Here is an 18997-nt window from a genome sequence, read left to right as displayed (position 1 = left end):
TTACTTCTTCAGCGAGACGAAGGCGTTGCGGCCGGCGTAACGCGCCGCGCTGCCCAGGGCTTCCTCGATGCGCAGGAGCTGGTTGTACTTGGCCACGCGATCGCTGCGGCACAGCGAGCCGGTCTTGATCTGGGTGGCCGTGGTCGCCACCGCGATGTCGGCGATGGTGGTGTCCTCGGTTTCGCCGGAACGATGCGAGACGATCGCCGCGTAGTTCGCGTTGTGGGCCATGGCGATGGCTTCCAGCGTTTCGCTGAGCGTGCCGATCTGGTTGACCTTGATCAGGATCGCGTTGGCGGTGCCGGACTCGATGCCTTCCTTGAAAATCTTCGGGTTGGTGACGAACAGGTCGTCGCCGACCAACTGCACCTTGTTGCCGATGCGATCGGTCAGCAGCTTCCAGCCGGCCCAGTCGTCCTCGGCCAGGCCGTCCTCGATGGTGATGATCGGGTACTGGGCGGCCCAGTCGGCCAGGAAGTCGACGAACTGCTCGCTGGTCAGGCGCTTGCCCTCACCCACCAGGTGGTACTTGCCGTTGTCGAAGAACTCGCTGGAGGCCACGTCCAGGCCCAGCAGCACGTCTTCGCCGGCGGTGTAGCCGGCCTTGCCGATGGCTTCCAGGATGGTGTCCAGGGCCTCGACGTTGCTGCGGAAATCCGGGGCGAAGCCGCCCTCGTCGCCCACCGCCGTGCTCAGGCCGTGGCCCTTGAGGACCGACTTGAGCGAATGGAAGATTTCGGTGCCCGCGCGCAGCGATTCGGCGAAGGAATCGAAGCCCACCGGCAGCACCATGAACTCCTGGAAGTCCACGTTGTTGTCGGCATGCGCGCCGCCGTTGATGATGTTCATCATCGGCACCGGCAGGGTCACCGCGTCGCCGCCGGCCAGGTAGCGCCACAGCGGCTGCCTGCGCGAGGCGGCCATCGCATGGGCGTTGGCCAGCGACACGCCCAGCAGCGCATTGGCGCCCAGGCGGCCCTTGTTCTCGGTGCCGTCCAGGTCGATCAGGCGGCGATCCAGGCCTTCCTGATCGGCAGAATCGAAGCCATGCAGGGCATTGGCGATCGGGCCGTTGACGTTCTCGACCGCCTTGCGCACGCCCTTGCCCAGGTAGCGGGTCTTGTCGCCGTCGCGCAGCTCCACGGCCTCCTTGGTGCCGGTGGAGGCGCCGGACGGCACCATCGCGCGGCCGAACGAGCCGTCGGCCAGGGTGACTTCGGCTTCGAGGGTGGGATTTCCGCGGCTGTCGAGGATTTCGCGGGCGTGGACTTTGGCGATCGTGGTCATGAGGGGTCGGCCAGACTGTTCAGTTTGAGTAAGGGGACGAAATCGTTCGGAAGGTTACAGGTTTCCGGGGCCAGACGGGCGATGTAGAGGGCCAGCAGGCCAGTGGCCTGCAATTGGCGCGCGCCCGCCGGCGAGCTGATTTCAGCCCCTTCATGATACTGCTCGACCATCGTTCCGACATTCAGCATGCCGGCCAACAGGTCATTGGAGCGTCCTTGGGCATCGGCCGGCAGCTCGTAGCCGAAAGACTTCGAGATACCCACATGGGCCAGCAGTTCGTAGGCGGCCTTGAACAGGCGCGGCAGTTCCGGGCTGTCGGCGAAGCGGGCGGTTGCGCCCTCCAGGTCGAAACCATGGTCGTTGCCCCACGCAAGGCACTGCCTGACCTGCGGCATCGCCGTCATCAGGCGCGTGTATTCGGCTTCGCTCCACAGGCTCGAATAGGCCGGTCCCGTCTTGCAGCGCAACCGGTCGTCGGCGGTGCGCAGGCCGCGTGGGTTGTCCGGCGTGGTCATCAACAGGCGGACGAACGTCTCCGAAGGGGCGCAGCGGCCACCCATCATCTGCGAACCGAACAGCCGTTCCATGCCGGCGCCGCGCAGCTGGTGCGCTGCCCGCGGCCCGGTCAGCGGCCCCAGCATGGAGGCGGCCATCGGCAGCATCGCCAGCTCGCGCATCTGCTTCATCAGTTCCATGCGACCACAGCTCGGCGCGTCAAGCGGAGTCGCCAGTTCCGGCACCTCCACCAGGCGGGCGTAGTCACGGATCTGCCGTTCCAGTTCTCCCGAGGCCATCACCGCCTCCATGCGTTCACCGAACTTGCTGTCGTCCCGATCCTCACGGCCACGTTCGGCTTCGCACTGCTGGAGCTGCTCCAGTTCGGCGACAAAGGTGTCGCGTTCGGCCGGCGTCCATGGCACCACCGAAGCCCGACGCAGCGCTTCGACCAGTTCGGCGCGACGCACGGGATCGGACTCGGCCTTGGCGGCGAACGCGGGCAGCTCGGATTCGGTCAGTGGCAGCACCCCGGATTCGGACAGATCATCCAGGCTTTCCGGCATGCGCCAGGCGCTGGATTCCTGGGCCTGCGCCATCGACAGGCCTGCCCAGAACAGGGCGATTGCCCAAGCGCCGCGCAGGCGTGGCAAGCGGGAGTTGGCAGGTCGCGGGGATGCGAAGAAAAACGTGCGCGAAAGAGCGCCGGGAATATGGCTCATCGAGAAACGGACATCAGAAACGAAAAGAGGCGGACCGGATTCGGTCCGCCTCGATTATCGGTGGCCCATCAGGCTCATGCCAAATCACATGGGCATGCGCGAACCGGGGAAGTTATCGCCGTTCGCTTGCCCGGGCAGATTTACAGCGTCTGCTCCAGGAATCCCGAACGCTTGGTGATCGCGTCCAGCGCCAGCAGGGTTTCCAGCAGCGCCTCCATCTTGTCGAGCGGCCATGCGTTGGGACCGTCGGAAAGCGCCTTGGCCGGGTCCGGATGGGTTTCGGCGAACAGGCCGGCCACGCCAACCGCCACCGCAGCGCGCGCCAGCACCGGCACGAATTCGCGCTGGCCACCGGAGCTGCTGCCCTGCCCGCCCGGCAACTGCACCGAGTGGGTGGCGTCGAATACGACCGGGCAACCGGTATCGCGCATCACGCTGAGCGAGCGCATGTCGCTGACCAGATTGTTGTAGCCGAAGCTGGCGCCACGCTCGCACACCATGATGTCGTTATTGCCGGTGGACTTGGCTTTCTCGACGACCGGTTTCATGTCCCACGGCGACAGGAACTGGCCTTTCTTGATGTTGACCGGGCGACCGGCCGAGCAGACCTTGCGGATGAAATCGGTCTGGCGGACCAGGAACGCCGGCGTCTGCAGCACGTCCACCACCGAGGCGACTTCATCCATCGGGGTGTACTCGTGCACGTCGGTCAGGACCGGCACGCCGATCTGCTTCTTCACCTCGGCCAGCACCTTCAGGCCCTCTTCCATGCCCGGGCCGCGGAAGCTGGTGCCCGAGGTGCGATTGGCCTTGTCGAAACTGGACTTGAAGATGAAGTTCATGCCCAGCTTGCCGGTGATTTCCTTCAGGCGGCCGGCGACATCCAGCTGCAACTGCATGGACTCGATCACGCAGGGACCGGCAATCAGGAAAAGGGGTTTGTCCAGGCCGATTTCAAAACCGCAGAGTTTCATTGCAATACCTCGGTAGGAGCGACGTCAGTCGCGACCGTGACACCAGCACACCGGCGGGCCGCAACGCATCGGCATTGCGACGGGCCGGAGCGGACTCAGGCGCGCGCTTCCTTCAGCAGCTTGCCACCGGCCTTGCGCTCGCGCGCGGCGCGGATGAAGCCGACGAACAGCGGGTGTCCGTCGCGCGGGGTGGACAGGAATTCCGGGTGCGCCTGGCAGGCCAGGAACCACGGATGCACCGCGCGTGGCAGTTCGACCATTTCCACCAGCAGATCGTCCATGGACTTGGCGGAAACCACCAGGCCGGCATCTTCCAGCTGGGTGCGGTAACGGTTGTTGAACTCGTAGCGGTGGCGGTGGCGCTCGGCCACCACGTCCTTGCCGTAGAGTTCGCGCGCCAGCGTGCCCGGCTTGAGCCGCGCTTCCTGCAGGCCCAGGCGCATGGTGCCGCCCAGGTCCGAACGCTCGTCGCGCTTCTCGACGTCACCGCTGGCGGTGCGCCATTCGGTGATCAGCGCGATCACCGGATGCGGCGACTGCTTGTCGTTCTCGGTGCTGTTGGCGCTTTCCAGGCCGGCCACGTGGCGGGCGTAGTCAACCACCGCCGCCTGCATGCCGTAGCAGATGCCGAAGTACGGCACGCCGGTCTGGCGGGCGTGGCGGGAGGTGAGCACCTTGCCCTCGAAACCGCGATCACCGAAGCCACCCGGCACCAGGATGCCGTCGACGCCGTCCAGCAGCGACATGTCGCTGTCTTCCAGGTCCTGGGCCTCGATCCACTTCAGGTTGACCCGGGTGCGCTGGCGCAGGCCGCCGTGCTTGAGCGCCTCGCCCACCGACTTGTACGCGTCCTGGTGATCGACGTACTTGCCGACCACCGCGATGGTGACTTCATCCAGCGGATTGAGGGTGGCGTCGACCGCCGCTTCCCACTCGGACAGGTCCGCCTCGCGGGCGCCGTCCAGGCGCAACTGGCGGATGGCGATGTCGTCCAGGCCCTGGTCGTGCAGGCCCAGCGGGATCTTGTACAGCACGTCCACGTCCGGGACGCTGATCACCGCGCGCTCGGGCACGTTGGTGAACAGCGAGATCTTGCGGCGCTCGGAATCCGGAATCGGCTGTTCGGAGCGGCACAGCAGCACGTCCGGCTGGATGCCGATGGAACGCAGTTCCTTGACCGAATGTTGGGTCGGCTTGGTCTTGAGCTCGCCGGCCGCGGCCACGAACGGCACCAGCGTCAGGTGCATGAACAGCGCCTTCTCCGGCCCGCGTTCGGTGCGGATCTGGCGGATCGCCTCCAGGAAGGGCAGCGATTCGATGTCGCCCACGGTGCCGCCGATTTCCACCAGCGCCACGTCGTGGCCCTCGGTGGCCTCGTCGATGCAGCGGCGGATTTCGTCGGTGATGTGCGGGATCACCTGCACGGTCGCCCCGAGATAGTCACCGCGGCGTTCGCGCCGGATCACGTTCTCGTAGATGCGGCCGGTGGTGATCGAGTGCTTGCGGCTGAGCCGGGTGCGCACGAAGCGCTCGTAGTGGCCCAGGTCCAGGTCGGTCTCGGCGCCGTCGTCGGTGACGTACACCTCGCCGTGCTGGAACGGGCTCATCGTGCCCGGATCGACGTTGATGTAGGGGTCCAGCTTCATCATCGTGACCTTCAGGCCACGTGCTTCGAGGATGGACGCAAGCGAAGCGGCGGCGATGCCCTTGCCTAGCGAGGACACGACGCCGCCGGTAACAAAAATAAGGGGAGTCATTGGCGGGGCTCCGGAAAGCCATAGTCTACCGGTAACGCCGGGTTTCTAAAAGCCGAACGCCCCGCGCAGGCGGGGCGTCCGGGGTTGCCTGGAAGGCTCGAAAACCTTGTGCGGCAATGGTTTCGCGGGAATCAGGGCTTGCGCTCTTCTTCCTCTTCCTGCCCGCCGGACTTCTTGTCCTGCTCGCCCTTCTGCTTGGCACGGGCGGCGGCGGCGGCCTCGTTGGCGGCCCGGCGCTGCGCCTTGCGATCGGCATCGGAGGAGTCGGACTGCGAGGATCCGGACTTCTCGGCGTCCTGGTTGCCGGATTTGGTTTGCTGCGCCAGCACCAGGCCGGCGGTGGCGGCGGTCACGGCCGCCAGGGCGAGGATCAGCAGCTTGCGCGGTTTCATGGCATGTCTCCGGTTTACTCGTGCGCCAGTTGGGGCCGGAACGGCCGCAATTCAACCCGGCGCCCGCACCATACCCCGGCCGTCCCCGCCTGCCCCTGAACGTGCAAAAACCGCGCGCTGGCCGCACACTTCGCGTCTCGTGGGATTCCGATACCGCCATCCGATGCGCCCTGCCCTGATCTGCTCCGCGTTGCTCCTGCTGTTCGCCCAGTCCCTGCCAGGCCCGGCCCTGGCCGCACGCGTCGCGCTGCCGCCCGAGCAGGTGCAGTTGGACGCGCTCACCCGCGACACACAGAAGCACGGCCTGGGCAGCGGCAGCATGGAGGTGGTGTGGTGGATCCCGCCGGAGTACTGGCAGGTCGCCGTGACCCAGCAGAAGGGCGCGACTCCGGAGATGCTTGCCGGGCTGGGCCAGACCTTCAACGACTACAACATCGTCGCGGTGGTGCAGGCCACGATGGCTGAAGACCTCGAGTACCGTTTCACCCCGGAAGCGGACGTGCGCGAATCCACCGTGCTGATCGATCCGCAGGGCCGCACCCACGCGGTGCTGGCCGAGGACAAGGTGCCGACCCGGCTGGCGTCGACCCTGGCCTTCCTGAAGCCGATCCTGGCCAACGGCATCGGTCCGATGGGCCGGAGCATGTATTTCCTGGTGTTTCCCGGCAACGACGCCCGTGGCAACCGTCTGATCGACCCGCTGGGCGATGGCCTGGCCCAGGTCAGGACCACCAACAAGCGGCACGATTTCCGCCTGCCGCTGGGCAGCCTGCTGCCGGACAAGCGCGACGCCGCCACCGGCGAATCGTTCCCCGGCGATTTCATGTACAACCCCTACACCGGCCGTTCGTTGGACGTTTCCCGTCCCTGAGCCGCACACGCAACCCCGAGACAACAGCCAATTCATGAGCAGTCGTTACAACGCCGCCGACATCGAAGTCCTTTCCGGCCTGGATCCGGTCAAGCGCCGCCCGGGCATGTACACCGACACCGCCCGGCCCAACCACCTGGCCCAGGAAGTGATCGACAACGCGGTCGACGAAGCCCTGGCCGGGCATGCCGGCGAGATCGAGGTCACCCTGTACAAGGACGGCAGCGCCGAAGTCAGCGATGACGGCCGCGGCATGCCGGTGGACATCCATCCGGAAGAGAAGATCCCGGGCGTCGAGCTGATCCTCACCCGCCTGCATGCGGGCGGCAAGTTCAGCAACCGCAACTACACCTTCAGCGGCGGCCTGCACGGTGTCGGCGTGAGCGTGGTCAACGCGCTGTCGAAGAAGGTGGAGATCTTCATCAAGCGCGAAGGCAACGAGTACCGGATGGAGTTCCGCGATGGCAATGCCGCCTCCAAGCTGGAAACCGTCGGCAGCGTCGGCAAGAAGAACACCGGCACCCGCCTGCGTTTCTGGCCGGACGCCAAGTACTTCGACACCCCCAAGTTCAATGCGCGCGCCCTGCGCCACCTGCTGCGCGCCAAGGCGGTGCTGTGCCCGGGCCTGACGGTCAAGCTGTATGACGAAGCCACCGGCGAGCGCGACACCTGGCATTTCGAGGACGGTCTGCGCGACTACCTGAAAGGCGAGATGCAGGGCCGCGAGCTGCTGCCGCCGGATCTGTTCGTCGGCCAGCTGAAGAAGGACACCGAGATCGTCGACTGGGCGGTGGCCTGGGTGCCGGATGGCGAACTGGTGCAGGAGAGCTACGTCAACCTGATTCCGACTGCCCAGCATGGCACCCACGTCAACGGCCTGCGCAGCGGCCTGACCGATGCGCTGCGCGAGTTCTGCGACTTCCGCAACCTGCTGCCGCGCGGCGTCAAGCTGGCGCCGGAAGACGTATGGGATCGGGTCACCTTTGTGCTGTCGCTGAAGATGACCGACCCACAGTTCAGCGGCCAGACCAAGGAACGCCTGAGTTCGCGCCAGGCCGCCGGCTTCATCGAAGGCGCGGCCCATGACGCCTTCAGCCTGTGGCTGAACCAACACGTGGATCTGGGCGAGAAGATCGCCCAGATCGCGATCGATCGCGCCGCCGCGCGACTGAAGACCGAGAAGCAGGTCGTCCGCAAGAAGGTCACCCAGGGCCCGGCCCTGCCGGGCAAGCTGGCCGACTGCATCAGCCAGGATCTGTCGCGGACCGAACTGTTCCTGGTCGAGGGCGATTCGGCCGGCGGCAGCGCCAAACAGGCGCGCGACAAGGATTTCCAGGCGATCCTGCCGCTGCGCGGCAAGATCCTGAACACCTGGGAGGTCGCTTCCGGCAGCGTGCTGGCTTCGCAGGAAGTACACGACCTGGCGGTGGCGATCGGCTGCGATCCCGGCAAGGAGGACATCAGCGGCCTGCGCTACGGCAAGGTGGTGATCCTGGCCGACGCGGATTCCGACGGCCTGCATATCGCGACCCTGCTGAGCGCGTTGTTCCTGCGCCACTTCCCGGCGCTCGTGCAGGCCGGCCACGTGTTCGTGGCGATGCCGCCACTGTTCCGCGTGGACGTGGGCAAGCAGGTGTTCTACGCGCTGGACGAGGAAGAAAAGCGCCTGCTGCTGGAAAAGATCCAACGCGAGAAGATCAAGGGCGCGGTCAACGTCACCCGCTTCAAGGGCCTGGGTGAAATGAACGCCTCGCAGCTGCGCGAATCGACCATCCATCCCGATACGCGCCGGCTGGTCCAGCTGACCGTCGAGGACGGCGACCAGACCCACGCGCTGATGGACATGCTGCTGGCGAAGAAGCGGGCGAGCGAGCGGAAGAGCTGGTTGGAAACCAAGGGCGACCTGGCGTCGCTGGAAGTTTGATCCGGGCTCTTCCTTGTCATGCGCCGTGGCGACGGCACCGGCCAGCCCTCGTCGGTGTTCTTCCAACGGCGCGGTTGGAAACCAAGGGCGACCTGGCGTCGCTGGAAGTCTGATCCGGGCTCTTCCTTGTCATGCGCCGTGGCGACGGCACCGGCCAGCCCTCGTCGGTGTTCTTCCAACGGCGCGGTTGGAAACCAAGGGCGACCTGGCATCGCTGGAAGTCTGATCCTGGCGTGACGCCTCGATAGCCACGGCGGCGGTGCCGGTCCCCGCACCGCCTTCCCGGCCCCGGCAACCCTTCCGGGGCCTCGCCCCAGCCTGATGAGCCAAGCCGCTCCGGTCGCATTCGCACTGCCGCAGGCTTGCGCCCCCTGCTTCCAGATGCGCCGCCCGATGACAACCCGGCGGCCACGGTGTCAACATCCGCGTACACCCGCACCCGTTCCTGGGGAGGAACCGTGTACGCATCGAAAGGATTGAAATGGGCCGCGCTGCTGTGTGGCCTGGTGGCGTCTCCTGCCTGGAGCCAGGTGATTCCCGTGGAGAGCTTCGCCAAACATGGCGAAATCAGCGGCATCGCGATGTCGCCCAGCGGCAAGCACGTGGCGCTGGCCGTACCCAGCGCCGACGGACTGGAAACCCAGTTGCAGATCGTACCGCTGGATGGGAGCGGCAAGGTGCAGGTACTGCGTTTCGGCCCGCAGCAACACGTGGCCACGCCCATCTGGAGCGACGATGATCAGATCGTGGTTTCACGCGCCAGGATGGAGCCACTGCATGCCCGGCCTTACAGCTATGGCGAGTTGATTGCTTCGGACATCCACGGCAAGACCCAGGAAACCCTGTTTGCCTACGTGAAGGACGACGGGCTTCGCAGCGGACGCCGCAAGGACCAGGGGTTCGCAGCGGTCGATCACATCCTGGAAGGCGAGCCCGGCAGCATCCTGGTCGACTTCACCTGCTGGCCGGGCGTATGCGGCGAAGAGTCGCCCACCGTCGTCTACAAGGTGGATACCCGCACCGGCACCCGCAAGGAGATTGAGCGTTCGGCCAAGCCCGCGAGCTTCTACTATGATCGCGCCGGCAAGCCACGGTTGCGCATCACCCGCGACGGCAATGACGAACCGGTATTGCACTACCGGCCCACGCCGGGCGCCGACTGGCAGGCGGTGCCCGCCGCGCTGGCGGGCTACATGATGTATGGTTTGAGTTTCGACAGCGACAACAACACCGCCTACGCGCTGGTATCCGACAAACAGGAGCCCGCGCAACTGTTCCGTATCGATTTCGCCGCCGGCACCCGCAGCCTGCTGGTCGGTCGCGACGATGCCTCGGTCAGCCGCCTGCTGTACGCCGGCCATGACGGGGTCCCGTTCGGGGTGATTTTCGATTCCGACAAGCCGTCCATCCGTTACCTGGACAATGGCTCGGAATGGGCGAAGCTGCACGCCGGACTGCTCAAGTCATTCTCGGGGCAGATGGTCAGCATCCTCGATTTCAGCCGCGACAATCGCAAGATCCTGTTCAGCACCTGGTCCGATCGCCATTCTGGCAGCTATTACGTGCTGGATCGCGACGCCGGCAAGGTGCAGTTGATCAGCGAGGTCCGGCCCTGGATCAAGCCGGAACAGATGGCGCCGATGCGGCCCTTCGAGTTCAAGGCCCGCGACGGCCTGAAATTGTTCGGCTTCTACACCGCCAAGACGGGAGCTACGGGTCCGCAGCCGCTGATCGTCATGGCGCATGGTGGCCCCTACGGACCGTACGACAGCTGGGCGTTCGACGACGACGTCCAGTTCCTCGCCAGCCGCGGCTACGCGGTGCTGCAGGTCAACTTCCGGGGCTCCGGCGGGCGTGGCGAAGCCTTTGAACGGCTGGGCTATCGTGAATGGGGCGGCAAGATGATGGACGACATCGCCGATGGCGTGCGCTGGGCCATCGACAACAAGCTTGCCGACCCAGACCGTATTTGCACGTACGGCGCCAGCTTTGGTGGCTATGCCGCGCTGATGAACCCCATCCGTTACCCCGAACTGTACAAATGCGCCATCGGCTATGTCGGCGTCTACGACCTGCAGGTCATGCACAAGGAAGGCGACATCAACGACACCAAATCCGGTCGCCGCTATCTGGACCGGATACTCGGCAACGATCCCGCCACCTTGGCCGCCAACTCGCCCGCCCGCAACGTCGACAAGATCAAGATCCCGGTGATGCTGGTGCAGGGACGACTGGACCAGCGTGTTCCGATGGACCAGTTCAATGCGCTGGAGAATGCGTTCAAGAAACAGGGAACACCGGTGGAGACCCTGGTCGTCGGCGGCGAAGGACATGGCTTCTACAAGCCGGAAAACCGCGCCGAGCTGTATCGGCGCATGGAAGCCTTCCTCGGCAAGCACCTCGGCAAGTGAATCCGTGCGCCCTATCGCCCGCACCGGCGATGGGGCGCGCATGAACGATACGTTTACCCCGCCAATGCGATAAACGGCCTGTTCCTTTCCGGACAGGCCCTACGTGCAGGCACATCCCTACACCTTCGGACTCGAAGAAGAATATTTCCTGGTACGCCGCAACCGCCGCCGGTTGCGGCACATGCCGCGGGCGTTCTTCGCCCGTTGCCACGAAGCGCTGGGCGATCGGGTGGGCAGCGAACTGCTGCAGACCCAGGTGGAAGTGCAGACGCTCGTCCATCATGATCACGGCGAGGCGCGGCGCGATCTGCAACACCTGCGCCGGACGGTGGGCGCCGTCGCCGCCGAGCATGGCCTGGCCATCCTCGCCGCGGGCACCCATCCGATGGGGCTGTGGCGGGATCAGCGCAGCACCGACAAGCCGCACTACGACCGGGTGATGGAGCAGTTGCAGATGCTCGGCCATCGCAACCTGGTCTGCGGCCTGCACGTGCATGTGCAGCCGGCCGACACTTCATCACGCATCGATCTGTTGCGTCGGTTGCAGCCGTTCCTGCCGCTGCTGCTGGCAATCAGCACCTCATCACCGTTCTGGATGGGCCATCCCACCGGGCTGATGGGGTACCGGCAAACGGCCTACCAGGAAATCCCGCGCACCGGCCTGCCGCCGCTGTTCGCCAACCAGGCGGCCTACGACCGCTACGTCGCGCGGATGGTGCAGTCCGGCACCATCGAGGACGCCAGTTTCCTGTGGTGGGCCATCCGCCCCTCACTGCGCTTTCCCACCCTGGAACTGCGGGTACCGGATTGCTGCACCGATGCCGACGATGCGCTGGCGCTGGCGCAACTGTTCCGCTGCCTGGTCCGCCACCTGGAACGCCATCCGGAACGGCATGCGGGACTGGACACGGGCGTGCAGGCGATCATCGCGGAGAACCTGTGGCGGGCGCAGCGCCACGGCTACGACGCCGGCCTGATCGATCTCGCCAGCGGACGACTGGTGCCGGTGCGGGAGATGCTGCGCAGCACCCAGCAGGTGCTGGAGGACGACATCGCCGCGCTGGACGCCGGCCACGCGTTCGAACAGATCTGGCGGATTCTCCAGCACGGCACCAGCGCGCACCGGCAGTTGGCGATCTATCGCGAGCGCCGGCATGCCGGTGACGGACGCCTGGACGCCCTGCAGGCCGTGGTGGATTGGCTGGCCGAGGCCAGCGTGCCGGCGCAGGATTGATCCGGCGCGGACCGCTCAGCCCGGATCGGCGCGCTTCACGCTGGACGGTGGAATACGGTGGGTCGGCTGCAACTGGGCGAAGATGGCCGCCGACGCCATCGTGATCAACCCCACGCAGACGAACGTCCAGCGGAATGCCGACAATGCCTGCCCCTGCAGGGGATGCAGGCTGAGGTTGCCGAACATGCCCAGCAGGCTGCCGGCCAGCGCCACGCCGATGCTCATCGCCAGCATCATCGTCATCGACAGCAGGCTGTTGCCGCTGCTGGCCAGGTCGCCGTCGAGATCGCGCAGCGCCAGGGTGTTCATGGCGGTGAACTGCAATGAGTTGACCGCGCCGAAGCAGGCGAAATGGAGCAGGTGTACCCACGTCGGCTGGTCCGCCGACACCAGCGCGAAACTGGCCATCGCCAGCCCGACCAGCACCGTGTTGCCGACCAGCACGCGGCGATAGCCCAGCCGCTGCACCAGCGGCACCACGATGCGCTTGGAGAACATGCCGGCCAGCGCGGCCGGGATCATCAGCATGCCCGCCGACATCGGCGAGAAACCCAGTCCGACCTGCAGCATCAGCGGAATCAGGAACGGCATGCCGCTGCTGCCCATGCGCGAGAACAGGTTGCCCAGCAGGCCGATGCTGAAACTTGGCACCCGGAACAGCGCCAGCGGGAACAACGGGCGCGGCGCCCGCGCCGCATGCAGCCAGTACGCCACGAGTCCCGCGAGGCCGAACACCAGCAGCACCATCATCGCGCCGCGGCGGCCGGCGTGATCGGACAGGCTGTCCAGCGACAGCGATATCGCCACCATGCCGAAAGCCAGCAGGACATAACCCAATGCGTCGAAGCGCACCCGCGGGCCACGCAGGTCCGGCATCCAGCGCAGGGCCGCCATCGTACCGAGCACGCCCAGCGGCAGGTTGATCAGGAAGATCCAGTGCCACGAGGCGACTTCCACCAACCAGCCGCCGAGCGTGGGCCCGATCAGTGGCCCGATCAGGCCGGGTACGGTAACGAAGCTCATCGCCGCCAGGAAATCCTTGCGCGGCACCGCGCGCAGCACCGCCAGCCGTCCGACCGGCAGCAGCATCGCCCCGCCGACACCCTGCAGCACACGCGAGGCCACCAGTTGCGACAAGTTCTGCGACAACGCGCAGGTCAACGAGCCCAGGGTGAACAGCGCGACCGCGGCGATGAAGATCTGCCGGGTGCCGAAGCGATCCGCCAGCCAGCCCGAGGCGGGTATCAGCATCGCGACGGTCAAGGCATAGGCCACCACCACCGCCTGCATGCGCAGCGGCGACTGGCCGAGATCACGGGCCATCGCCGGCAGCGCGGTGTTGACGATGGTGCTGTCCAGCATCTGCATGAACACGCCGGCCGCCACCAGCCACAGCAGCGGTCGCAGGGCGATGGCGGGCGGCGGGGTCGCGGAGGAATTCATGCGTTCATTGTGCCCGTGCCGGAGCCGCGGACGGATGAAGGCGCAGGGCGCGTTCGCTCATGCCGCCTTCTGCCGCGAGACCACGAACACCCCGGACATTACCAGCACGGTACCGGCGATCTGCCACGCCCCCATCGGCTCGCCCAGCAGCAGCAGGCTGAGCACGATGGTCGAAACCGGCCCGATCATCCCGATCTGCGCGGCCAGCGCGGAACCGATCCGCGACACCGCCATCATCACCATCAATACCGGCAGGACCGTGCAGACGGTGCCGTTGAGCAGCGATAGCCACCAGACCGGCACGGGAATGTCCAGCAGGCTCGCCGGCGGCCGCAGCAGCAGGAACTGGCCGATGCACAGCACGCTGGCCACGCTGCTGGCGTACGCGGTCAGGCGCACCGCGCCGACCCGGCGCACCATCTCGCCGCTGCCGACCAGATAAATGGCGTAGGCCAACGCGCTGCCGAACACCAGCAGGCTGCCCAGCGCGATGTTGCCGCCCCCCAGCGACCAGTCATGGCCGAATGCCAGCAACACGCCGGCGTAGCTGATCACCAGCGCCACCAGCTGCGCACGGCGTGCCCGGCGTCGGAACACCAGCAGGCCGATCGCCAGCACCAGGGTCGGGGTGAGATACAGGATCAGCCGTTCCAGGGTGGCGGTGATGAAGGCCAGCCCGGCAAAATCCAGGAAGCTGGCCAGGTAGTAGCCGAAGAATCCCAGCCCGACAATCTTCAAGCCGTCGCCCTTCGCCAGCGGCGAAGCGCGGCGCGCGGCCCACGCGCCCATCAGCACGAAAAACGGCAGCGCGACCAGCATGCGCAGCGCCAGCAGGGTGACCGCATCCACGCCATGGCGGTAGCCCAGCTTGACGATGATGGCCTTGCCCGAAAACGCGATCGCACCCAGTGCCGCCAAGGCGAAACCGCCCAGCAGCGGTCGCGGTGCCGCGGATCCGGAAGGCGCCGCCTCCGGATCCAGCACCGCGCTGGCGGATTCATCCTGCTGTGCTTCGTCGTCCTGCCCTGCACCGCTCATCGTCGGCAGTCCGGAGGCGTGGCGGGAACGGAAGGAAGGCGTGACGCGTGGGGAGAAATGCGCTCATCCATGCGCGCATTCTAAACCCGCATGGTCCGGCTCAGGCCGGATGCACCGTTCCATCCGCGCCGGCCGCGACGTTCCGGGAACGACGCATCACCGGCCACTGCCAGTAGGTCAGCGCGCGCCAGGCCCATTCCAGCGGTCCATAGCGGAAGTGGCGCAGCCACAGGTAACTGAAGCCCACCTGCAACGCGAACACCACCGCCACGAACGCCATTTGCCCGGGTCGGGACAACTGGCCCCAGTAGCCCAGGCCATAGCCAAAGAAAAACAGGGTGCCCGCCAGCGACGCGCCGATGTAGTTGGTCAGCGCCATCCGGCCCGCGTATCCCAACGGCGCCAACCAGCGGCCCATCCGCGTTCCCAGCAACAGGATCATGCCGGCGAAGTAGCCCAGGCACAGCAGCAGCGCGCCCAGCTGGAACAACGACATCGCCGCCATCCGCGCCGGGTCCCGGCCTCCCAGTCCGTCGCCAGGGAAGCTCGGCACCATCCATACGCTCAGCAAGGTCAGGGCCATGCCGACCGGCAAGGTCCATGTCGCCAGCCGGCGGAACAGGGCCGCATGATCGCGCAGGCGCGCAATCACGCCGGCGCGGACGAACCAGAATCCGATCATGAACATCGGCAAGGCCATGAAGCTCAGGCCGGCCGCGCCCTGGATGTCCTCGGCGAACTTGCCGGCGCGGTAACGGACCGCTTCGGCGTAGGTGCCGCGGCTGTCGATGCGAATCTCCTCGACCCGCTCCTTCGCCCTTTCCGCCAATCGCTCCTGGCGTTTGCTGGTCTGCTCCGCGGTTTCCGGCGAGCGGATCTGCGGGTACACCGCGGTCACGCCCGCGCCGATCAGGCCGAGCACGAACATCAGCGAGTACAGCGTCACGCCCCACTTCCACCAGCGCGCCAGGCTGCCCCGGTGCAGGAAGAACATCAGCACGCCGACCAGCACGAGCACGGCGATGGATGCTCCCAGCGCGTCTGACTTAAGGGCGATGGAGGCAACCGCGAACGAGAGCAGGATGCCCAGCCAGAGCTTCCAGCTTCGGGTCACCACCAGCAGCAGGGCCAGCGCGGTGATGGCGTAGTTGTGCAGGATGTCGCCGGTCCAGATCAGGATGAAGTGGGCGATGCCGAACAGCATCAATCCAAGGATGCGCCGCAGGTAGGGCGTCACGAACGCCCGGCCGCGGCTCTCCGCGCGCCCCAGCATCACCGCGAAACCGATCCCGAACAACAGCGAGAACAGGGTCCAGAATTTTCCCTGGACAAGCACGTACACCCCCCAGCTCACCGCGTAGTCCAGCCCGTGCAGCGAAGGATCGATGCCACGGCCCAGTTCGCTGATCGGGCGGGTGAACCACTCCACGTTCATCAGGAAGATGCCGAGCAGGGCGAAGCCACGGATGACGTCCAGCGCGGCAATGCGCTCGCCCGCGTCGATGGGGGTCAGCGCGGCGCCAGTCTCCGTGGGCGCGGGCGTGGCGGTTGCGGAAACGTCCTGCTGCATGGCGGCTCTCCTGCCTGTACCCGGCGCACCATAGCGCCGGGCGTGGGGAGGCTCAGGTGCCGGAGGTCACCCAACCGTCGGCATGGCCCGCCGCCGGTCGGATCATCCCGCGCCTGTCGCCGCGCGTCAGCGCATCAACACGACTTCCTCGGCCGAAGTCGGATGGATGGCGATGGTGTCTTCCAGATCCCGGCGGGTGATGCCGCGCCGGATCGCCACCGCGAAGCCCTGCAGGATCTCGTCGGCGCCCTCGCCCAGCAGATGCAGGCCCACCACTTTTTCCTCGTCGCCCACGCACACCAGCTTGAACAGGCTGCGCTGCGGGGAATCGGCCAAGGCATGCAGCATCGGCCGGAATCGGGCGCGATAGACCCGCACGGCATCGTCGCCGAAGCGGGCGCGGGCTTCATGCTCGGTCAGCCCGACCTTGCCGATGGGCGGATGCGAGAACACCACCGTGGCGATGTCGCGGAACTCCAGCCGGGACTCCGGCTTGCCGCCATACAGGCGGTCCATCAGGCGGCGCGCCGCGGCGATCGCCACAGGGGTCAGCGCCGGACCGGCGGTGACGTCGCCGACCGCGTGGATGTTCGCCACGCTGGTGTCCTGCCATTCGTCGACCTGCACGAAGCCGCGCGCATCCAGCGCCACGCCGGCGTTCTCCAGGCCGAGGCTGGCGGTGCTGGGGACGCGTCCGGTGGCGAAGATCACCCGATCGAACGGATCGCTGCGTTCGCCATTCGCATCCACCAGCACGACCTTGCCATCGCCCGCCGGCTGCAGTTCCGCCAGCCTGTGGCCGAAATGCGCGTGCAGGCCATGCTGGCGATTGTCCTCGAGCAGGTCCGCGGCCAGTTCGTGGTCGAAACCTTCCAGCAGCCGCTGGCCGCGCACGAACAGTTCCACCTGGCTCCCGAGCGCCTGCAGGACGCCGCCCAGCTCGACCGCGATGTAGCCGCCGCCGATCAACGCCACCCGCGGCGGCGGTTCGCAGAACTGGAAGAAGTCGTCCGACACCCCGCCAAGCTCCGCGCCGGGCACCGGCGGCCGGCGCGGCTTGCCACCGGTGGCAAGCAGGATCCGATCGCCATGCAGGCGTGCGCCCTCGCTGTTCTCGACGGTGTGCGCATCGATCAGGCGGCCCCGGCACGGCATCCAGACGATGTCGCTCTCATCCAGGCGCTTGCGGTAGCTGGCATGGATGCCGGCGATGTAGCGCGTCCGGTGGACGATGAACTCGCGCCAGTCGAGTGGGCGCGATTCCAGTTCGAAACCCAGTTGCGCGGCCAGGGCGATGCGCTGGGCGGTGTCGGCGGCCAGCCACATCGCCTTCTTCGGCACGCAGCCGACATTGACGCAGGTCCCCCCGAGTTCCGCCGGCTCCAGCAGGGCGACCCGCGCGCCATGGGCCGCGGCGCGGAACGCGCCGGCCAGTCCGCCGGAGCCGCCTCCTATCACGATGAGGTCGAAATGGGTCTGCGGATTCATGAAAAACGCTCCGGTCGATAGGGAAAGGGATCGAACGCCGGCGCCTGGCCGGTGACGAGGTCGGCCATCAATTGGCCGGTGGCGGCGCTCATGCTGATGCCGAGCATGCCGTGGCCGGCGGCCAGCCACAGGCGCGGATGTCGCGGCACGCGGCCGAGCAGGGGCAGGTCGTCCCAGGTCATCGGCCGCCAGCCGCACCAGCGTTCCTGCACGATGTCGCCGACCGGGTCATGCAGGAACTCGCGCGCGCCGCGCTCCAGCGCCGCCAGGCGGACGTCGTTGAGGTGATCGTCGTAGCCGGAAAATTCCATCGTGCTGCCCAGGCGGAAGCCGCTGTCCCAGACGGTCACGCAGACCGAGCGGTCCTTCAGCACCAGCGGCCGTTTCGGTACCCGCTGCGGACGGCTGTAGGTCACCGAATAACCCTTGCCCGGCTGGATCGGAATGCGCAGGCCAAGCCGGCGCGCGAATGCCGGCGTCCATGCACCCAGCGCGAACACCGCTTCGCGTCCTTGTCGCATTCCTCGCGACGTGCTGATCCGCACGCCGTCGCGGTCGTCCTCGAAGCCGAGCACGCGGCAGCGGGTTTCGATTTCCCCGCCGAGCTCACGCACGACGCGCGCGAGCTCGGCGACGTAACGATCCGGGCGCAAGCGCGCATCGCCGGGAAACCGGATCGCGCCGGCGACGCCTTCGCGCATCGCCGGCTCCTGGGTTTCGTATTCGGCCCCGCCGATCACCTCGCTGGCGATTCCCATCCGTCGCAGCGATTCGCATTCGTGCACATATCGCTCGAAATTGCGCGGATCCCGGAACACGTAATCCAGCCCTTCTTCCTGGAACTCGCATTGCAACGGATAGCGTTCGACCCACCTCGCAAGCCGCGCGCGCGAATCGTCCAGCAACGCGGCGCGCGCCCGTGCGCTGTCCTGCCAGTCACGTGGATTGCAGCGCGCGGAGAAGCGCAGCAGCCATCCCCACAGGGCCGGGTCGACACGCGGTTTCAGATACAGCGGCGCGTCCGGGGTCAGCATCCAGCGCAACGCCTGCCGCACCACGCCTGGCGCGGCCAGCGGCGGCGCGTGGCTGGGGGTGATGGTGCCGCAGTTGCCGTGCGACGCGCCGGCGCCGATGTGCTCGCCCGCTTCAAGCACGCGAACCGCGCGCCCCGCTTCCAGCAGCATCAGCGCGGTCGACAGGCCGATCGCACCCGAACCGAGAATGAGAATCTCGTCGCGCGAATTCATGCGTGCTGTCTGCTCATCAGGCGTTCCCATGGAATGACGCATGTCCGATCGAATGGCTGCCCTGTCCTTGCGACGCCAGCGGTTGCGGACATGTCAAGCGTAATCCGAAGAAGGTAACCGTCATTCTCTGTCTTTCTTCACATG

At 66.6% G+C, this 18997-nt stretch carries 14 protein-coding genes; 4 read left to right on the top strand and 10 right to left on the bottom strand.

The genetic code is table 11. The features are described 5' to 3' along the window. The 5 genes from eno to AC3DE2_RS15810 all read right to left on the bottom strand — a co-directional run bounded on the left by eno (position 1) and on the right by AC3DE2_RS15810 (position 5627). Entirely contained in the window at positions 1–1287 is a 1287-nt protein-coding gene (eno, locus tag AC3DE2_RS15830; RefSeq protein WP_488426984.1) for a phosphopyruvate hydratase, read from the bottom strand. Further along, positions 1284–2435 (bottom strand): hypothetical protein, encoded by a 1152-nt coding sequence (locus AC3DE2_RS15825; RefSeq protein WP_488426983.1) that lies wholly within the window; start codon positions 2433–2435, stop codon positions 1284–1286. Before AC3DE2_RS15825 ends, eno begins: the two co-directional genes overlap by 4 nt. 209 nt (positions 2436–2644) lie before the next feature. Then, a complete protein-coding gene (gene kdsA, locus AC3DE2_RS15820) occupies positions 2645–3478 on the bottom strand; it encodes a 3-deoxy-8-phosphooctulonate synthase (RefSeq protein ID WP_488426982.1) in 834 nt (277 codons plus the stop codon). Between the two features lie 95 nt (positions 3479–3573). Next, entirely contained in the window at positions 3574–5235 is a 1662-nt protein-coding gene (gene pyrG / locus AC3DE2_RS15815) for a CTP synthase (RefSeq protein WP_295380471.1), read from the bottom strand. Positions 5236–5366: 131 nt separating this feature from the next. After that, positions 5367–5627, bottom strand: coding sequence for a hypothetical protein (locus AC3DE2_RS15810; protein WP_295380468.1), 261 nt, complete (start codon positions 5625–5627; stop codon positions 5367–5369). A 163-nt stretch (positions 5628–5790) separates the two neighbouring features. On the opposite strand from AC3DE2_RS15810, the gene AC3DE2_RS15805 reads away from it, so the two are divergent. The 4 genes from AC3DE2_RS15805 to AC3DE2_RS15790 all read left to right on the top strand — a co-directional run bounded on the left by AC3DE2_RS15805 (position 5791) and on the right by AC3DE2_RS15790 (position 12067). Then, complete coding sequence (locus tag AC3DE2_RS15805) at positions 5791–6498, top strand: hypothetical protein (RefSeq protein WP_488426981.1); 708 nt, start codon at positions 5791–5793, stop codon at positions 6496–6498. Positions 6499–6532: 34 nt separating this feature from the next. After that, positions 6533–8422 (top strand): DNA topoisomerase IV subunit B, encoded by a 1890-nt coding sequence (parE, locus tag AC3DE2_RS15800; RefSeq protein WP_488426980.1) that lies wholly within the window; start codon positions 6533–6535, stop codon positions 8420–8422. A gap of 458 nt (positions 8423–8880) precedes the next feature. After that, positions 8881–10833: an alpha/beta hydrolase family protein gene (locus tag AC3DE2_RS15795; protein ID WP_488426979.1), complete on the top strand. Its 1953-nt coding sequence runs from the start codon at positions 8881–8883 to the stop codon at positions 10831–10833. 103 nt (positions 10834–10936) lie between these two features. Further along, positions 10937–12067: a carboxylate-amine ligase gene (locus AC3DE2_RS15790; protein WP_295380453.1), complete on the top strand. Its 1131-nt coding sequence runs from the start codon at positions 10937–10939 to the stop codon at positions 12065–12067. Between the two features lie 15 nt (positions 12068–12082). On the opposite strand, the gene mdtD is transcribed toward AC3DE2_RS15790, so the two are convergent. From mdtD to AC3DE2_RS15765, 5 genes are all read right to left on the bottom strand, one after another. Then, complete coding sequence (gene mdtD, locus AC3DE2_RS15785) at positions 12083–13510, bottom strand: multidrug transporter subunit MdtD (RefSeq protein WP_295380449.1); 1428 nt, start codon at positions 13508–13510, stop codon at positions 12083–12085. A gap of 57 nt (positions 13511–13567) precedes the next feature. Then, on the bottom strand, positions 13568–14548 hold the full coding sequence (locus tag AC3DE2_RS15780) for a DMT family transporter (RefSeq protein ID WP_488426978.1): 981 nt from the start codon (positions 14546–14548) through the stop codon (positions 13568–13570). A 100-nt stretch (positions 14549–14648) separates the two neighbouring features. Continuing rightward, a complete protein-coding gene (locus tag AC3DE2_RS15775) occupies positions 14649–16118 on the bottom strand; it encodes a DUF418 domain-containing protein (protein ID WP_488426977.1) in 1470 nt (489 codons plus the stop codon). 126 nt (positions 16119–16244) lie between these two features. Continuing rightward, positions 16245–17606, bottom strand: a complete 1362-nt coding sequence (gene gorA / locus AC3DE2_RS15770) for a glutathione-disulfide reductase (RefSeq protein WP_488426976.1) — start codon at positions 17604–17606, stop codon at positions 16245–16247. Then, entirely contained in the window at positions 17603–18853 is a 1251-nt protein-coding gene (locus tag AC3DE2_RS15765) for an NAD(P)/FAD-dependent oxidoreductase (protein WP_488426975.1), read from the bottom strand. Before AC3DE2_RS15765 ends, gorA begins: the two co-directional genes overlap by 4 nt. Positions 18854–18997 lie beyond the last annotated feature (144 nt).

This window comes from Pseudoxanthomonas sp. 68-E7 (assembly GCF_057773145.1).
Note: the sequence above shows the minus strand (reverse complement) of the source record. Positions and strands in the feature narration are given on the sequence as shown.

What these genes read in the sequence shown, in the direction of transcription:
- gorA (WP_488426976.1), bottom strand. Translation starts at nt 17,606, where the DNA reads ATGAATCCGCAGACCCATTTCGACCTCATCGTGATAGGAGGCGGCTCC.
- pyrG (WP_295380471.1), bottom strand. Translation starts at nt 5,235, where the DNA reads ATGACTCCCCTTATTTTTGTTACCGGCGGCGTCGTGTCCTCGCTAGGC.
- eno (WP_488426984.1), bottom strand. Translation starts at nt 1,287, where the DNA reads ATGACCACGATCGCCAAAGTCCACGCCCGCGAAATCCTCGACAGCCGC.
- AC3DE2_RS15780 (WP_488426978.1), bottom strand. Translation starts at nt 14,548, where the DNA reads ATGAGCGGTGCAGGGCAGGACGACGAAGCACAGCAGGATGAATCCGCC.
- AC3DE2_RS15775 (WP_488426977.1), bottom strand. Translation starts at nt 16,118, where the DNA reads ATGCAGCAGGACGTTTCCGCAACCGCCACGCCCGCGCCCACGGAGACT.
- kdsA (WP_488426982.1), bottom strand. Translation starts at nt 3,478, where the DNA reads ATGAAACTCTGCGGTTTTGAAATCGGCCTGGACAAACCCCTTTTCCTG.
- mdtD (WP_295380449.1), bottom strand. Translation starts at nt 13,510, where the DNA reads ATGAATTCCTCCGCGACCCCGCCGCCCGCCATCGCCCTGCGACCGCTG.
- AC3DE2_RS15765 (WP_488426975.1), bottom strand. Translation starts at nt 18,853, where the DNA reads ATGAATTCGCGCGACGAGATTCTCATTCTCGGTTCGGGTGCGATCGGC.
- parE (WP_488426980.1), top strand. Translation starts at nt 6,533, where the DNA reads ATGAGCAGTCGTTACAACGCCGCCGACATCGAAGTCCTTTCCGGCCTG.
- AC3DE2_RS15805 (WP_488426981.1), top strand. Translation starts at nt 5,791, where the DNA reads ATGCGCCCTGCCCTGATCTGCTCCGCGTTGCTCCTGCTGTTCGCCCAG.
- AC3DE2_RS15810 (WP_295380468.1), bottom strand. Translation starts at nt 5,627, where the DNA reads ATGAAACCGCGCAAGCTGCTGATCCTCGCCCTGGCGGCCGTGACCGCC.